Genomic DNA, 14,744 nt, shown 5'->3' on the forward strand with positions numbered 1-14,744 from the left:
GGCCCTCGTGAAGAGGGCCTGGAAGGGGTTCAGGCAACCTGAACCGGTACGGCTTTCGCCTTGCGCTTCATTTCGTTATCACCTTCGAAATACGCGACTTTCGGCTGCCAGGCGCGCGCTTCGGCATCCGGCATCGTGACATAACTCGCGATGATAAGAATATCGCCCACATCCGCGCAGTGCGCCGCAGCGCCGTTAACGGAGATGATTTTTGAACCGCGCTCGCCGGCGATGGCGTACGTTGAGAAGCGTTTGCCATTGGTCACGTTGTAGATATCAATGGCTTCATATTCCAGAATACCCGCCGCCTCAAGGAAATCCTGGTCAATGGCGCAGGAGCCTTCGTAATGCAAGTCCGCCTGAGTCACTTTGACGCGATGCAGCTTGCCCTGCAGCATTGTGCGAATCATAAATAGAACCTTGTTTACCAGAACGATATCAGCGCGGCGTTTACCGCCGCACCAGGAATTTATCCCGGGCAGTATTGCCCGTTTTATACCCTCTGTCTACTGGGTTAATTCCACGGTCTGATTGTCTATCAGCCGTGCCTGACCGAGCCACGCCGCCATCAAAATAACCGCGCGCGAACTCTTGTCATTCAGCTCCAGCAGGGTGTCGGCATCGCGAATTTGCAGGTCGTCCGGACGGAAGCCTTTCTCGCTCAGCTCCTGCGCCGCCACCGCCAGCATCTCGTCCTGGTTGCGCTCGCCCGCCCGCAGCTTCTGCGCGATGGCGTTCATCACTTTGCTAAGGGTAGGGGCGATTTTCCGCTGATCGCTGGTGAGATAGCCGTTGCGCGAACTCAGCGCCAGGCCATCTTTTGCGCGCACGGTCGGCACGCCGACGATGTCGATGTCGTAGCCCATGTCCGCGACCATCTTGCGAATCAGCGCCAGCTGTTGGTAATCCTTCTCGCCAAAGCAGGCGATATCCGGCTGCACCAGGTTAAAGAGCTTGCTCACTACCGTGGAGACGCCGCGAAAATGGCCCGGACGGCTGGCGCCTTCCAGGATGGAGGAGATGCCGGGCACTTCAACAAAGGTCTGCTCGCCCATGCCTTTCGGGTAAATCTCTTCCGGCGTCGGCGCGAACACCATGTCCGCGCCGCGGCGGTTCAGCTTCTCGCAATCTTCCTGCAGCGTACGCGGGTAACGCGCCAGGTCGTCGGCGCGGTCAAACTGCATCGGGTTGACGAAGATGCTCACCACCACCACATCGGCGCGGGCTTTCGCTTCGTCCACCAGCTTCATATGACCGTCGTGCAGGTTACCCATGGTCGGCACCAGCGCCACGCGTTTGCCTTCCATGCGAAAGCGGCGAATATGCTGGCGCAGCAGCGGTAAGGTTTCAATAATCAGCACAACCGTACTCCTGTCAGTGGAAACTGTGTTCTTCGCCCGGATAGGCGCCGGACGTCACTTCAGCAATATACTGGCGCACCGCGGCGCGCATATCGCCCGCTTGCGCGAGAAAGTTTTTTGCAAATTTAGGAATGTGGCCGCCAGTGATGCCGAAAGCGTCGTGCATCACCAGAATTTGGCCGTCGGTAACGTTGCCCGCGCCGATGCCAATAACCGGAATGGAGAGCGCGTCGGTGACGCGTTTAGCAAGCTCCACCGGCACGCACTCCAGCACCAGCAGCTGCGCGCCTGCCGCCTCCAGCGCCAGCGCGTCATCCAGCAGCGTTTGCGCGGCGGCTTCGTCGCGGCCCTGCACTTTATAGCCGCCGAAGATGTTGACCGACTGCGGCGTCAGCCCCAGATGGCCGCAAACCGGCACGGCGCGCTCGGTCAGCATGCGCACGGTCTCGGCGAGCCAGCGGCCGCCCTCAATCTTCACCATGTTGGCGCCCGCGCGCATAACGGTCGCGGCATTTTCAAACGCCTGTTCCGGCGTGGCGTACGCCATAAACGGCAGATCGGCGAGCAGCAGACACTGCGGCGCGCCGCGGCGTACCGCACGGGTGTGGTAGGCAATCTCGTCAACGGTGACCGGCAGCGTGGAGTCATGGCCCTGTACGGTCATGCCCAGCGAATCGCCCACCAGCATTACGCTAATGCCTTCTTCGGCAAACAGCTTCGCGAAGCTGTAGTCGTAGGCGGTAATGGTGGCGAAGCGGGTCTTTTCCTGTTTCCAGCGGCGCAGCTGGGAGATGGTTGTCGGTTTCATAACAATCCCGAAATTTGAAAATGAAACGTAGTGTAATCGATTGCCAGAAGCGTGGATAGCCACACTTTTAGCATGGCTTTTTCGGGGGTTTTACCAGCGGGAAATGCCGGTCTGGTCAAGCGTGGCAAGCACGTCCGCCAGCGGCGCGCCGTCGGGGAAGCGCAGCGTGGGCGCAATCTCGCTCAGCGGAAGCAGCATGAAAGCGCGGTTTTTCATGTCGTAGTGGGGCACCGTCAGACGCGGCGTGTTAATCACCTCGTCGCCGAACAGCATGATATCGAGATCGAGGGTGCGCGGGCCCCAGCGTTCCGCTTTGCGCACCCGACCCTGCTCCCGTTCAATGCGCTGGGTGTGGTCGAGCAGCACTTGCGGGGCGAGGGCGGTTTCCAGCGCCACGGCGGCATTCAGGTAATCAGGCTGATCCTGCGGGCCGAGCGGCGGAGTGCGGTAGAAGCTGGACTGCGCCAGCAACCGGCTTTGGGCTATCGCCGCGAGCGCGGCAATCGCCGCGTTGACCTGATCGAGCGGCGAAGCCAGGTTGCTGCCTATCGCAATATAGGCGATGGTCATGCATTGCCTTCGCGGCGCGGCGCGCGACGGCGGGGACGACGGTTGCGGCGACGCGCTTCCGGTTCATCGCCAAGGTCGTTCAGCATGTCTTTTTGCAGCGGCGGCGCGGCGGACTGGAACTCGCCCCACCAGCGGGCGAGGCGCTGCAGTTCGGCGTTGCTTTCCGCCTCGGCGCGCAGCGCCAGCAGATCGTAAGCGGCGCGGAATTTCGGATGCTCCATCAGCTTCCACGCGCGTTTGCCCTGGCGGCGCGACAGGCGCAGTTGCAACTGCCAGATATCACGGATAAGCGTGGTGATGCGCTTTGGAATGGCGAGCGAGCGGCACGCTTCGTCCAGCACGTCGTTCATCGCCAGCGCGAAAGCGTCATAATAGGCAAGCCCGCTCTCCTGGGCGATTTTCTGCGCCGTCTCCAGCTGCGGATACCAGAACATCGCAGCGAACAAGAACGCCGGGTTCACGCGCATATCGTTATGAATGCGCGTATCGGTGTTCTTCAGCACCTGAGCGATAATCCGCTCCATCGGACTGTCGCCCTGCTCGGTAAAGTAGCGGTTGATGACGGGGAACAGCGGCTGGAACAGGTTGTATTCGCAAAGCAGCTTATACGTGGCGAAGCCATAGCCCGCCTGCAGCAGCTTCAGCGACTCTTCAAACAGGCGCGCAGGCGGCACGTCGTTTAACAGCGTGGCGAGACGTGGGATAGGCTCAGCGGTTTCTGCGCTGATGCGCATATCGAGCTTGGCGGCGAAACGCACCGCGCGCAGCATGCGCACCGGGTCTTCGCGGTAGCGCGTTTCCGGGTCGCCAATCAGGCGAATTACGCCTTCCTGCAAGTCGCGCAGGCCGCCGACGTAATCGCGGACCGTGAAATCGGCCACGCTATAGTAAAGGCTGTTAATGGTGAAATCGCGACGCTGGGCATCTTCTTCAATCGAGCCGAAGATATTATCGCGCAGCAGCATGCCATTCTGGCCGCGCTGCGAAATAGCGCGGTCGCTCTGGCTCTCTTCGTGATGACCACGGAAGGTGGCGACCTCAATGATTTCCGGCCCGAACATCACGTGAGCGAGACGGAAACGGCGCCCCACCAGCCGACAGTTGCGAAACAGTTTGCGAACCTGATCGGGCGTGGCGTTAGTCGTGACGTCAAAATCTTTCGGTTTTTTGCCAAGCAGCAGATCGCGCACGCCACCGCCGACGAGGTAGGCTTCATAGCCTGCTTTATTCAGACGGTAGAGCACCTTGAGGGCATTTTCACTGATATCTTTGCGGGAAATAGCGTGCTGTTCACGCGGGATAATCGTCATGGCTGGTTGCACGGTGGCCTCTTCAACCACGCTCTCCTCGCGGTTTAACACCTTACGGCAAAAATTAGCGACTCGGGTAAAAATAGTACACCTCGGTAGTGAGACTCTGGACAAAAAACAGCGGCTAATATAGCTCAGTGCGGCGCGTTTGAGAATGCCGGATTCACCGCAGTTGCCGCAGGCACCCTTGACAACGCCCAGTTTCGCACCGCTTCGTTAAGCAAAGCGGCGAGACTTAGCTCCCGCATGGCTTGCGTGACCGGCTGGTTTAAGAAGCGTAACGCCGCCAGCAGCACCGGGCGCGGGTCGCCGTGGCTCAGGGCTGGCGCATGGTTCTGCTTCGACAGCTTATTGCCCTGCGCGTTAAGCGCCAGCGGCAGATGCACGTAGGCTGGAACAGGCCAGCCAAACTGCCGGTAAAGCGAAATTTGCCGCACCGTGGGTTCGATCAAGTCCGCGCCGCGCACGATTTCCGTCACGCCCTGGAAGTGATCGTCCACCACGACCGCCAGGTTATAAGCAAAAAGGCCGTCGCGGCGGTGGATGATAAAATCCTCCCGCGCCAGCGCCTCGTTGGCGACAAGATGTCCTCGCAGACGGTCGTCAAACGCCAGCACCGGATGCTGCTGAACAAGGCGCGTGGCAGCGTTTTCCGGGCCGTGATGCAGGTTTCGGCAGTGGCCGTCATAAATCCCGCCGATTTGCTGAATGCGGCTGCGGGGACAGGTGCAGTAGTAGCTCAGACCCTGTTCGCGCAGGAAGGCGAGCGCTTCGCGGTAGGCTTCATGGCGGGCGGACTGGTACAGCACTTCGCCATCCCAGTGCAGGCCGTAATGCTCAAGCTGGCGTAAAATTGTTTCGGCGGCGCCGGGCACTTCCCGCGGCGGATCGATATCTTCGATGCGCACCAGCCAGCGACCCTGCTGTGAGCGGGCCTGAAGATAGCTGCCAAGCGCGGCGATAAGCGAGCCGAAGTGCAGTTCGCCGGAAGGCGAGGGGGCGAAACGGCCGATATAGGGTTGCGAGGACATGGTTTACATAAGGCAGAAAAAAACAAGGCGGGAGAAGCTCCCGCCAGTGATAAGGTCAGATAACCGTAAGCCGTTAGCCAGCCATCTGTTTTTCGCGGATTTCCGCCAGCGTTTTGCAGTCGATGCACAGATCGGCTGTCGGACGCGCTTCCAGGCGACGAATACCGATTTCCACACCGCAGGATTCGCAGTAGCCGAAATCTTCGTCTTCCACTTTTTTCAGGGTTTTTTCGATCTTTTTGATCAGCTTGCGTTCGCGGTCACGGTTGCGCAGTTCGAGGCTGAATTCCTCTTCCTGAGCGGCTCTGTCCACCGGATCAGGGAAGTTGGCAGCTTCGTCCTGCATGTGCGTAACGGTGCGATCGACTTCATCCCTGAGTTGATTACGCCACGCTTCAAGAATTCGCTTGAAGTGCGCCAGCTGGGCTTCGTTCATATACTCTTCGCCCGGTTTCTCTTGATACGGCTCCACCCCAGCGATGGCGAGAATACTCAGGGACGATGTTTTACGGTTTTGCCCTTCTTGCATGTTGCTTCTCCTTAACACGCACTATCGATCCCCTTGTCGGGGGAAAAATCAGGCCGCTATAAATAGCAGAAGCTTTTCCGGATAGCAATTATCTAAACGTTACACTTGACAACCCTGTGAGGAAAAGCGTATTCGCATACGCGACCAGAACGGTTAAACAACAATTCTTATCAAAAGTTTATAAGTTGACCGCTAACGGCGACGTTAACGTCATTGCGGTAGCCGAAAGCGAAGCTTTCCACGCCATCACTTCCACCCCACTGCGCTGCGCTTCTTCCAGAAGCCCGGCGTACCGGGGATCGATATGGCGAGCGGGAGCAACCTGGTCGATAGCGGAGTGCAGCACCGCAAATAACAAAACGGCGCGTTCGCCACTGGCCGCCACGCTCATTAGCTCCCGTAAATGCTTCTGACCCCGTACCGTTACCGCATCGGGAAAGTAGCCCGATCCCTGTTCCGATAGCGTTACGGATTTCACCTCAATATAGCAGTTAACCCTGTAATCCGCCTGCAACATAAAGTCGATGCGGCTGCGCTCCGCCCCATACTTTACTTCGCTCTGAATGGAGGTATAACCGGCCAGTTCCGGCAGGCGGTTTTCCAGCAGCGCCTCCTTCACGAGCGCGTTGGCCCGTAAAGTATTAACGCAGATAAGCGAACCGGTTTGGGTTTCGGTTAATTCCCAGGTATGCGGATATTTTCTCGTCAGGTTCGGCGAGGTGGAGTACCACACGGTGTCGCCGGGCGTGGCGCAGCCGGTCATCGCGCCCGTATTGGGACAATGCAGCGTCAGCGTCTCGCCTTGCGGCGTGATCACATCGGCGAGAAAACGCTTATAGCGCTTAATCAGCGTGGCGGATTGCAGGGGAGGGGTAAATTCCATTTCGCTTCCTTTATTTAAGCAACCAGCGATCGACTGGCTTGTAACGCGTGCGTCCCTGTTCGAACAGCGACTCATAGAGCACGAAAGCATCAACAGGGAACGTCCAGCCAAAGCCAGGCGGCGGCAGCGCAACCCGGTGCTGAGCGTTGCGCAGTAATGTGACATGCGGATGAAAGGGCTGCGGCGACTGCGCGCAGCCGCTGCGTGCGGCCTGGGCGCGCAGCAGATTCGCCAACTGCAGCAACCCTCTCGGCGCTTGGCGCGGCCCAAGCCAGACGACGCGCGAGCGCGGCCAGTGGCCCGCGTCGTCCAGGCGAAGCTGGAACCCGGGCTGAGCGATGCGGCTCGCCTGGGCGGCGAGTACCCGCTGCTTCTCCTCGCTCACGTCGCCCAGGAAAGCGAGCGTAATGTGCAGGTTGGCCGCCGCTATCGGGCGCCCCGCTTCAACGGGAAACTGTTCGGCGCGCCAGCGCACGATGTGCTGCTGAATATCCCCGGGGATTTCAAGCGCGAAAAACAGGCGTTTAGACTCTGACATAGCGTGACTCGGTGAATGAAGAGGCGAGATGCTACAATGCTCTCCTTATTATGTTAACCCGCTGGAGCCTTTTGTGTCGTCATTGCCGGTCGCCGCCGTACTGCCTGAACTTCTCACCGCCCTGCAACACGCCCCGCAGACCCTGCTTATCGCCCCCACCGGCGCCGGGAAATCGACCTGGCTGCCGCTGCAAATTTTACAAAAGGGCGAGTTGAGCGGGCGCATTCTGCTGCTGGAGCCGCGCAGGCTGGCGGCGCGCAACGTGGCGCAGCGGCTTGCCGAACTGCTGGGCGAGGCGTGCGGCGAAACGGTAGGCTACCGCATGCGCGCTGAAACGTGCGTCGGGCCGAATACGCGCCTTGAGGTGGTGACGGAAGGCATTCTTACCCGGCTTATCCAGCGCGACCCGGAGCTTAACGGCGTTTCGCTGGTGATCCTTGATGAATTCCATGAGCGAAGCCTGCAGGCGGACCTCGCGCTTGCGCTGCTGCTGGACGTGCAGCAGGGGCTGCGCGACGATCTCAGGCTGCTGATTATGTCGGCGACGCTGGACAACGCGCGGCTGCAACAGCTGCTCCCCCAGGCGCCGGTGATCGTGTCCGAGGGCCGGGCGTTTGCCGTCGAGCGCCGTTACCAGGCGCTCGGCGCCCACCAGCGCTTCGACGACGCGGTGGCGCAGGCGGTGAGCGGGCTGCTGCGAGAAGAACGCGGCTCGCTGCTGCTCTTTTTGCCAGGCGTGGGCGAGATCCAGCGCGTGCAGGAGCAACTGGCCGAACGCGTCGCCTCCGATGTGCTCCTCTGTCCGCTCTACGGCGCGCTGCCGCTGAGCGAACAGCGCAAAGCGATTCTGCCCGCGCCGCCGGGCTTTCGCAAAGTGGTGCTGGCGACCAATATCGCCGAGACCAGTCTTACCATTGAGGGCATTCGTCTGGTGGTGGACAGCGCCCAGGAGCGGGTGGCGCGCTTCGATGCCCGTACCGGCTTAACGCGGCTGGTGACGCAGCGGGTAAGCCAGGCTTCCATGACCCAGCGCGCAGGCCGCGCCGGGCGTCTGGAAGAGGGCATCTGCCTGCATCTTATCGGCAAAGAGCAGGCGGAGCGCGCGGCGGCGCAGGGCGAACCGGAGATCCTGCAAAGCGATCTCGCCGGTCTGCTGCTGGAGCTGTTGCAGTGGGGATGCCGGGATGTCAGCGAGCTTAGCTGGCTCGATACGCCGCCTGCGGCTAACCTTCAGGCGGCGCGGGCGCTGCTAAGCCAACTGGGCGCGCTGGAGAACAACGCGCTTACGGCGCGCGGACGTCAGATGGCGCAGCTTGGCAACGACCCGCGTCTGGCCGCGATGCTGGTCGGCGCAGGCGATGCGGACGAGCAGGCCACCGCCGCCCGTCTCGCCGCGCTGCTGGAAGAGCCGCCGCGCGGCAGGGAAAGCGATCTGCGCGGCGCCTTTGCCCGCAACCAGAGCAACTGGCAGGCGCGCAGCAACCAGCTGCTTAAGCGATTAAAATCGTCCGGCGGTAGAGGCGACATTTCGCTGGCCGCCGGGCTGCTGGCGCAGGCGTTTAGCGATCGCATCGCCCGCCGCCGTGGGCTGGATGGCCGTTATCAGCTCGCCAACGGCATGGGGGCGATGCTCGATCAGGACGATGCGCTCTCCCGCTACGAGTGGCTTATCGCGCCGCTGCTGTTGCAGGGCGGCAACACGCCAGACGCGCGTATTTTGCTGGCGCTGCCGTTCGACCTCGACGCGCTTATCGCTGACTATCCTCACCTGTTGCAGCAGAGCGATTCGGTGGAATGGGACGAAGCACAGGGGACGCTGAAGGCGTTTCGCCGCTGGCGGCTTGGGCAACTGGTGGTCAAGACGCAGCCGCTGTCGAAACCCTCAGAAGAAGAGCTACACCAGGCGATGCTTAACGGCATTCGCGAAAAAGGGCTTTCGGTGCTTAACTGGACGCCGGAAGCAGAACAGCTGCGTTTGCGTCTGGCCTGCGCTGCCCGATGGCTACCAGAGCATCCATGGCCTGCGGTGGATGACGAGGCGCTGCTGGCCTCGCTTGAGAAATGGCTGCTGCCGGAGATGAACGGCGTGCATTCGCTGCGGGCGCTAAAAAACCTGAACCTTACGGTGGCGCTTAACCATCTGCTGGAGTGGTCATTACGTCAACGGCTGGATAGTGCATTGCCAACTCATTACACTGTGCCGACCGGAAGCCGGATAGCCATTCGTTATGACGCCGATAACCCGCCTGCGCTGGCGGTGCGGATGCAGGAGATGTTTGGCGAAGCTGCAACACCGGTTATTGCACAGGGGCGGGTGCCCCTGACGCTGGAGCTGCTTTCGCCCGCCCAGCGGCCGTTGCAGATAACCCGCGACCTGGCCGCCTTCTGGCGCGGCGCTTACCGGGAAGTGCAAAAAGAGATGAAGGGACGCTACCCGAAACACGTCTGGCCGGACGACCCGGCCAATGCGCAACCCACGCGCCGCACGAAGAAATATTCGTAACGCAGCGGGAGCGTTAGCCTTTTAATTTGAGAGCTTTCTTCTTTCGCGCGGGTGCGGAAGAAACAAGAATCAGGCCCTTGCGCCTGAATTATCTGCGGAGAAAAAGCATGGCGGGGAATGACCGCGAACCTATCGGACGCAAGGGCAGACCAGCGCGTCCGGTAAAAGAGAAAGTTAGCCGTCGTCGGCTCAGGGAAGAGGAGTATGACGATGAGTATGAAGATGAAGAACCCGCGCCGAGAACGGCGAAGGGCAGGGGTAACGGCGGTGGCGGCAAAGGGCGCAAGCCTGCCAAAAAGCGCCGCTGGCTCTGGTTTTTGCTAAAGCTGTTTCTGATCCTCGTGGTGGTGATGGTCGCCTACGGCGTCTATCTCGACCAGAAGATCCGCAGCCGCATCGACGGCAAAGTCTGGCAACTGCCGGCGGCTGTCTATGGCCGCATGGTCAACCTTGAGCCGGATTCGCTCTACAGCAAGCAGGAGATGATCAAGCTGCTGGAGGCCACGCAGTACCGTCAGGTGACGAAAATGACCCGTCCTGGCGAGTTTACCGTGCAGGCCAACAGCATTGAGATGATCCGTCGCCCGTTCGACTTCCCGGACAGCAAAGAGGGGCAGGTGCGCGCGCGCCTGAGCTTCAGCGGCGATCGCCTTGAGTCTATTGAGAACATGGACAGCGGCCGCCAGTTCGGCTTCTTCCGTCTCGACCCGCGGCTTATCACCATGCTCTCTTCGCCGAACGGCGAGCAGCGCCTGTTTGTGCCGCGCACCGGCTTCCCGGATTTGCTGGTGGATACGCTTATCGCCACCGAGGACCGCCATTTCTATGAGCACGACGGCATCAGCGTCTACTCTATCGGTCGCGCCGTTTTGGCGAACCTGACGGCGGGCCGGGCGGTGCAGGGCGGCAGTACGCTGACCCAGCAGCTGGTGAAAAACCTCTTCCTGACCAACAAGCGCACCCTGTGGCGTAAAGCCAACGAGGCCTACATGGCGCTCATCATGGACGCGCGCTACAGCAAGGACCGCATTCTGGAGCTGTATCTGAACGAGGTTTACCTCGGCCAGAGCGGCGACGACCAGATCCGCGGCTTCCCGCTGGCGAGCCTTTACTATTTTGGCCGTCCGGTGGAAGAGCTGAGCCTCGACCAGCAGGCGCTGCTGGTGGGGATGGTGAAAGGGGCTTCGCTCTACAACCCATGGCGTAATCCGAAGCTTGCGCTGGAGCGCCGCAACCTGGTGCTGCGTCTGCTGCAGGAGCAGCAGGTAATAGACCAGGAGCTGTATGACATGCTGAGCGCCCGGCCGCTGGGCGTGCAGCCGCGCGGCGGGGTGATCTCACCGCAGCCTGCGTTTATGCAGATGGTGCGCCAGGAGCTGCAAAGCAAGCTGGGCGACAAGGTTAAAGATCTCTCCGGCGTGAAGATCTTCACCACCTTTGATTCCGTCGCGCAGGACGCCGCGGAAAAAGCGGTGACGGAAGGCATTCCGGCGCTGATTAAACAGCGCAAGCTGAAAGACCTGGAAACCGCAATGGTGGTCGTCGACAAGACGACGGGTGAAGTGCGCGCCATGGTCGGTGGAGCGAACCCGCAGTTTGCGGGCTACAACCGCGCCATGCAGGCGCGCCGCTCCATCGGCTCGCTGGCGAAACCGGCCACTTACCTGACCGCGTTAAGCCAGCCGAACCAGTATCGCCTGAATACCTGGATTGCCGACGCGCCGATTTCGCTGCGTCAGCCGAACGGCCAGGTCTGGTCGCCGCAGAACGATGACCATCGCTACAGCGGCCAGGTGATGCTGGTGGATGCGCTTGCCCGCTCTATGAACGTGCCGACAGTGAATCTCGGCATGGCGCTGGGCCTGCCAGCCGTTACCGAGACCTGGACGAAGCTTGGCGTGCCGAAAGAGCAGCTGCACCCGGTTCCGGCGATGCTGCTTGGCGCGCTTAACCTGACGCCGGTGGAAGTGGCGCAGGCGTTCCAGACCATCGCCAGCGGCGGTAACCGCGCTTCGCTCTCCGTGCTGCGTTCGGTTATCGCTGAAGATGGCTCGGTGCTGTTCCAGAGCTTCCCGCAGGCGGAGCAGGCCGTGCCGCCGCAGGCGGCCTATCTGACCCTCTACACGATGCAGCAGGTGGTGCAGCGCGGTACGGGCCGGGCCCTTGCCGCGAAGTTCCCGAAACTGCATCTGGCGGGGAAAACGGGGACCACCAACAACAATGTCGATACCTGGTTTGCCGGCATCGACGGGCGTGAAGTGGTGATAACCTGGGTGGGTCGCGATAACAACCAGCCGACTAAACTCTACGGGGCCAGCGGCGCGATGGCGATTTACCAGCGCTATCTGAGCAACCAGTCGCCGGTGCCGCTGGAGCTGACGCCGCCGGAAGATATCGTCGAGATGGGCGTGGATGATATGGGCTACTTCCAGTGCGGCGGCGGTTTCCGCACGCTGCCGGTGTGGACCACCAATCCGGATGCGCTTTGCCAGCAGAGCGCGCCGCCGCCGGCGGAAAACCCGTTTGAGCAGTCTGCTCCGGCGCAGCCGCAGCAGCAGCCTCAACAACAGCAGGCGCCGCAGCAGCAGGAGAAGAGCGACGGCGTAGCGGGCTGGATTAAGGATATGTTCGGCAGTAATTAACGGTTCGCGCCTCGCTTAGCGATGAACGCACGGGTAACGCGGCGTAATGGGGAAACCTGTTACGCCGCGTTTTTTTATCTTCTCTATTACCGCCCGGTAACCGCTGTTTAGCGACCTCGTAACTCCCTGCTATTACAATGGTTAATTACGCTGCCTTTAGTCCTCTCAGGGCCGTCTGACGCTTGCCATATAAACAGCGTTTCGCATATTATCTTGCGTTCATAATAATAATTCTCGTTTACGTTATCGTTCGTTACTTTCACTCAGAGAAAATAAAATGGCGCGTTCCAACACCTTTCAGCCTACTCATACCCGGCTGCGCAAGCTTGCCGTGCTGATTGCCGCGGCAACCGGCAGCATTGCCGTTACCGCTACCGCCGCCGAGACGGCGAAAAAAGAAGATACCATTACCGTTAGCGCCGCCGCGCCGCAGGAAAGCGCCTGGGGTCCGGCGCCGACTATCGCCGCCAAACGCACGGCGACTGCCACCAAAACCGACACGCCGATTGAAAAGACCCCGCAGTCTATCTCGGTGGTTACCAATGAAGAGATGGAAATTCGCCAGCCCGCGTCGGTGAAAGAGGCGCTGGGCTACACGCCGGGTGTTAATGTTTCTACCCGTGGCGCTTCGAATACCTACGACTTTTTGATCATTCGCGGGTTCTCCGCAGAAGGGCAGAGCCAGAACAACTATCTTGATGGCCTGAAGATGCAGGGCAACTTCTATAACGACGCCGTTATCGACCCTTATTTCCTTGAGCGGGTAGAGCTGCTGCGTGGGCCAACGTCTGTGTTGTACGGCAAAAGCAACCCAGGCGGGCTGGTGAATATGGTCAGCAAGCGTCCGACAACCGAGCCGCTGCACGAAATTCAGTTCCAGGTCGGTACAGATAACCTTTACCAGACCGGCTTCGACTTCAACGATTCGCTGGATGACAACGGTGAGTTCTCTTATCGTCTGACCGGTCTTGCGCGTTCCGCAGACGCGCAGCAGGAAAGGGCTGAGGAGCAGCGCTACACCATCGCGCCGTCGTTCTCCTGGCGCCCGGACGATAAAACCAATTTTACTTTCCTCTCCTATTTCCAGAACGAGCCGGATACGGGGTATTACGGCTGGCTGCCAAAAGAGGGGACAGTCGATCCGCTGCCGAACGGTGAGCGTTTATCCACGGACTTTAATGAAGGCGCGCAAAACAATACCTATTCCCGTAACCAGAAAATGGTGGGTTACAGTTTTGACCACGCTTTTGATGATACTTTCACGGTACGTCAGAATTTGCGCTTCGCAGAGAATAAAACGTCTCAGAACAGCGTCTATGGCTATGGCATGTGTTCTGATCCGATTAATTCAGCCAATGCGGCGTGTACAGGCATTCCAGCCTCTGAAAGAGGGCACTACCTGACGCGGCAGTACGTTGCGGATAACGAAAAACTGCAAAACTTCTCCGTGGATACGCAATTGCAAAGCACGTTCGCCACTGGCGATGTTGATCATGTTTTGCTGACCGGCGTGGATTTTATGCGCATGCGTAATGATATCGACTCCTGGTTTGGCTATGCAGGCTCTGTCGCTGCTCTGGATGTCTATAACCCGAGCTATGATAATTTTGATTTTGGATCAAGAGAGCCCGTTGTTTCAGGGGCCTATAGCATTGTAAACACGCAAAAGCAGACCGGTATTTATGCGCAGGATCAGGCGCAGTGGAATAACTGGGTGCTAACGCTGGGCGGCCGCTACGACTGGGCTGAACAAAAATCTCTGAACCGCTCAACGGGTACGGAAGATAGCCGTAACGATAACCAGTTTACCTGGCGCGGCGGTATTAACTATCTGTTCGATAACGGCGTATCGCCTTATTTCAGCTATAGCGAGTCGTTTGAGCCTGCCTCAACAACAGGTGCGGGCGGAGATATTTTTGCGCCTTCGAAAGGTAAACAGTACGAAGCTGGCGTGAAATATGTTCCGAAAGATATGCCGGTTGTGGTTACCGGTGCGGTCTACCAGCTGACGAAAACCAATAACCTGATGGGCGATCCGGCAGGTTCTTTCTTCTCTGTTCAGGGCGGCGAAATCCGTTCTCGCGGCGTAGAGCTGGAAGCGAAAGCGGCGGTAAACGCCAATATCAACGTACTGGCTTCTTATACCTATACCGACGCTGAATACACCACCGACACCAACTACAAAGGCAATACACCGGTGCAGGTGCCGAAGCATATGGCTTCCCTGTGGGGCGATTACACCTTTAACGACGGCCCGCTCTCCGGCCTGACTCTCGGCACCGGCGGCCGCTTTATCGGCTCCAGCTATGGCGACCCGGCGAACACCTTTAAAGTTGGTAGTGCCGCAGTCATGGATGCTGTGGTGAAATATGACCTTGCGCGCTTCGGCCTTGCCGGCTCAAGCGTTGCGGTGAACGTGAATAATCTGCTCGACCGCGACTACGTCTCCAGCTGCTTCCAGACTTACGGCTGCTTCTGGGGCGCGGAGCGTCAGGTCACCGCCACCGCGACATTCCGCTTCTGATCCGTTTTCGGGCACGGTTCGCCGTGCCCTTTTACAAGTTGGCTA

Annotated in this window: 12 protein-coding genes; 3 read left to right on the top strand and 9 right to left on the bottom strand. The window is 59.7% G+C overall.

Going from position 1 to position 14,744, the window contains the following annotated elements; translation table 11 throughout:
* Window positions 1-29: 29 nt before the first annotated feature.
* From panD to thpR, 9 genes are all read right to left on the bottom strand, one after another.
* Entirely contained in the window at window positions 30-410 is a 381-nt protein-coding gene (gene panD / locus IEX01_RS13715) for an aspartate 1-decarboxylase (protein ID WP_024558153.1), read from the bottom strand.
* A gap of 96 nt (window positions 411-506) precedes the next feature.
* Window positions 507-1,361 carry a pantoate--beta-alanine ligase gene (gene panC / locus IEX01_RS13720; protein ID WP_024558152.1) on the bottom strand — a complete coding sequence of 285 codons (855 nt, stop codon included), beginning with the start codon at window positions 1,359-1,361 and terminating at the stop codon, window positions 507-509.
* A gap of 13 nt (window positions 1,362-1,374) precedes the next feature.
* Entirely contained in the window at window positions 1,375-2,169 is a 795-nt protein-coding gene (panB, locus tag IEX01_RS13725; RefSeq protein ID WP_188724039.1) for a 3-methyl-2-oxobutanoate hydroxymethyltransferase, read from the bottom strand.
* Window positions 2,170-2,259: 90 nt separating this feature from the next.
* Window positions 2,260-2,739 (bottom strand): 2-amino-4-hydroxy-6-hydroxymethyldihydropteridine diphosphokinase, encoded by a 480-nt coding sequence (gene folK, locus IEX01_RS13730; protein WP_024558150.1) that lies wholly within the window; start codon window positions 2,737-2,739, stop codon window positions 2,260-2,262.
* Window positions 2,736-4,133 (bottom strand): polynucleotide adenylyltransferase PcnB, encoded by a 1,398-nt coding sequence (gene pcnB / locus IEX01_RS13735; RefSeq protein ID WP_208855877.1) that lies wholly within the window; start codon window positions 4,131-4,133, stop codon window positions 2,736-2,738. The genes folK and pcnB overlap by 4 nt, the downstream gene beginning before the upstream one ends.
* Window positions 4,134-4,183: 50 nt before the next feature.
* Window positions 4,184-5,080 carry a tRNA glutamyl-Q(34) synthetase GluQRS gene (gluQRS, locus tag IEX01_RS13740; protein WP_048887692.1) on the bottom strand — a complete coding sequence of 299 codons (897 nt, stop codon included), beginning with the start codon at window positions 5,078-5,080 and terminating at the stop codon, window positions 4,184-4,186.
* 73 nt (window positions 5,081-5,153) lie between these two features.
* Window positions 5,154-5,609 (bottom strand): RNA polymerase-binding protein DksA, encoded by a 456-nt coding sequence (gene dksA / locus IEX01_RS13745; protein ID WP_007749299.1) that lies wholly within the window; start codon window positions 5,607-5,609, stop codon window positions 5,154-5,156.
* 178 nt (window positions 5,610-5,787) lie between these two features.
* Window positions 5,788-6,492, bottom strand: a complete 705-nt coding sequence (gene sfsA, locus IEX01_RS13750; protein WP_024560652.1) for a DNA/RNA nuclease SfsA — start codon at window positions 6,490-6,492, stop codon at window positions 5,788-5,790.
* Window positions 6,493-6,502: 10 nt separating this feature from the next.
* Window positions 6,503-7,030 (bottom strand): RNA 2',3'-cyclic phosphodiesterase, encoded by a 528-nt coding sequence (gene thpR / locus IEX01_RS13755; protein ID WP_188724040.1) that lies wholly within the window; start codon window positions 7,028-7,030, stop codon window positions 6,503-6,505.
* Between the two features lie 73 nt (window positions 7,031-7,103).
* Here thpR and hrpB point away from each other — a divergent pair, with 73 nt between their 5' ends.
* The 3 genes from hrpB (at window position 7,104) to fhuA (ending at window position 14,699) form a co-directional block, all read left to right on the top strand.
* Window positions 7,104-9,533 (top strand): ATP-dependent helicase HrpB, encoded by a 2,430-nt coding sequence (hrpB, locus tag IEX01_RS13760; protein ID WP_188724041.1) that lies wholly within the window; start codon window positions 7,104-7,106, stop codon window positions 9,531-9,533.
* 107 nt (window positions 9,534-9,640) lie between these two features.
* Complete coding sequence (gene mrcB / locus IEX01_RS13765) at window positions 9,641-12,175, top strand: bifunctional glycosyl transferase/transpeptidase (protein WP_024561640.1); 2,535 nt, start codon at window positions 9,641-9,643, stop codon at window positions 12,173-12,175.
* A 277-nt stretch (window positions 12,176-12,452) separates the two neighbouring features.
* A complete protein-coding gene (gene fhuA, locus IEX01_RS13770; protein ID WP_188724042.1) occupies window positions 12,453-14,699 on the top strand; it encodes a ferrichrome porin FhuA in 2,247 nt (748 codons plus the stop codon).
* Window positions 14,700-14,744: the final 45 nt, after the last annotated feature.

Source organism: Franconibacter daqui, assembly GCF_014644275.1.
Lineage (GTDB): Bacteria > Pseudomonadota > Gammaproteobacteria > Enterobacterales > Enterobacteriaceae > Franconibacter > Franconibacter pulveris.